Below are 2030 nucleotides of genomic sequence, written 5' to 3' on the forward strand. Positions count from 1 at the left end.
CCAAGGGTCCACAGCACCAGCCCGCCGGCCAGCGACGCCCCGGCCAGCGCCAGGTCCCGGCCGGATCGTCGCCGCCGAGCTGACCAGCAACCTGGTCAAGCACGCCGACGAGGGTGTCCTGCTGCTCCGACCGGTACCGCGGCGACGAGCACCTGGCGGCGCGACGGGCCGGAGGGAGAGGTCATGACGTGCCTTTCCATGGGGGTGGACGCGCCTCGTGAGCGCCTTGCGCACCCTAACCAGCAGCGGGCACCGCCGCACGACAGCCCCGGTCGTTGCAGCGGTTTCCGCAGGCCGACGCAGGGTAGGGCGGTCGGGGACGGCATTCGCGGGAGACCCCCGCTTCCCGCGCGCAGCGAGGAGAGTTTTCAGTGAGCGAGGACCAGCACACCCAGCAGGACCCGACCAGCCAGTACGGAGGGCAGTCCGGTCAGCCCGCGCAGCAGCAGTCGGCGCCCGGCTCGACCGCGGAGATGAACCCGCGGCCGGACCACGGGGAGGAGTCGTACCGGGGCAGCGGCAAGCTCGACGGCAAGCGGGCGCTCATCACCGGTGGTGACTCGGGGATCGGCCGGGCGGTCGCGATCGCCTTCGCCCGGGAGGGCGCGGACGTGCTCATCTCGTACCTCAGTGAGGAGGAGGACGCCGACGCCCGGGAGACCATCCGGCTGGTCGAGGCTGCCGGCCGGCGGGGCGTCGCGGTACGCGGCGACGTCACCGACGAGGCGCACTGCCAGGAACTGGTCGACCGGGCGGTGCGCGACCTGGGTGGTCTCGACATCCTGGTGAACAACGCGGCGTACCAGATGTCGCAGGACAAGGGGATCCTCGGGATCAGCACCGAGCAGTTCGACCGGGTGTTCAAGACCAACCTGTACGCGATGTTCTGGCTCTGCAAGGCAGCCATTCCGCACCTGGCCGAGGGGTCGGCGATCATCAACACGTCGTCGATCCAGGCGTTCGACCCGTCGCCGCAGTTGCTGGACTACGCCACCACCAAGGCGGGGATCGCCAATTTCACCAAGGCGCTCGCTGCCGACCTGGCCGAGCAGGGCATCCGCGTCAACGCGGTCGCACCGGGCCCGGTGTGGACGCCGTTGATCCCGGCCACCATGCCGGAGGAGAAGGTGAAGCAGTTCGGCACCGACACCCCGGAGGGGCGTCCCGGGCAGCCGGCGGAGCTGGCACCCGCGTACGTCTTCTTCGCCTCGCAGGAGTCCAGCTACGTGACCGGCGAGATCCTTGGGGTCACGGGCGGTCGACCGACCAAGTGAACCGCCGTCGGGTGGGCGTCCGCTCGGGATGCCCACCCGATGCTTGTGGCTCGCCGGTCAGCGTGGCCAGGCGGCGAAGCGCTGCCGGATCGCGGCGACGTCGACGGCGCCCAGGCCGTACCGGCCGAAACGCTGGTCGGAGAGCCGGTCCAGATAGCGGCCGGCGGCGCGCACGTCGTCCGGGTCCAGCGCGGGGTCGACCTGCCGTGCCAGCACCAACAGTTCGGTCACGTCGTAGTGGTCGAGGGCTGCGGCCACGTCGATGAAGTCGCGAACCTCCCGCCGGTTGACCAACGCCGCGATCTTGTTCGCCACCAGGTCACGAACGTCCATCACCGGGCCGAGGTCCATCACCACCGGACTCTGCTGGCGGTCCAACCGGGCGAGGCTGAGCCGAATCTGCCGTCCGTCGCGGCTCACCACGAAGTCCTTCATGTCCTGCTCGTACCCGTCGAACAGTTCGGCCAGCTCGCTGTCCGGGTCGGCGTCACTGACGATGAACCCGGCCCGCTCCAGGGCCACCCGCACCCCGGCGGACGCCGCCGCCGCGGCACCCTCCACGTCCGCGAAGAGGTCCACGTCCTCCGTCGGTCGGGCGACCAGCCCGTGCGCCGCCCACGCCACCCCACCACCCAGAACGAACCGGTACGGCCCGGCGGCGGCCAGCGCCACCCGGCTGTCCAGCTTGATGGCCAGCGCGATGAACGCGATCAGCGGCAGCAGCACCGCCAGCGCCAACGACGAGACGGACCGGTC

At 71.0% G+C, this 2030-nt stretch carries 2 protein-coding genes; one reads left to right on the forward strand and one right to left on the reverse strand.

Annotated features, from left to right (window positions below; translation table 11 throughout):
* Positions 1-371: 371 nt before the first annotated feature.
* Positions 372-1274, forward strand: a complete 903-nt coding sequence (locus tag ABZ749_RS34475) for an SDR family oxidoreductase (protein WP_355010275.1) — start codon at positions 372-374, stop codon at positions 1272-1274.
* Positions 1275-1331: 57 nt separating this feature from the next.
* Here the strand turns inward: ABZ749_RS34475 and ABZ749_RS34480 are convergent, their stop codons facing one another.
* Positions 1332-1985: a nucleotidyl transferase AbiEii/AbiGii toxin family protein gene (locus tag ABZ749_RS34480; protein WP_357235435.1), complete on the reverse strand. Its 654-nt coding sequence runs from the start codon at positions 1983-1985 to the stop codon at positions 1332-1334.
* Positions 1986-2030: the final 45 nt, after the last annotated feature.

The organism is Micromonospora sp. NPDC047753, assembly GCF_040642735.1.
Taxonomy (GTDB): domain Bacteria; phylum Actinomycetota; class Actinomycetes; order Mycobacteriales; family Micromonosporaceae; genus Micromonospora.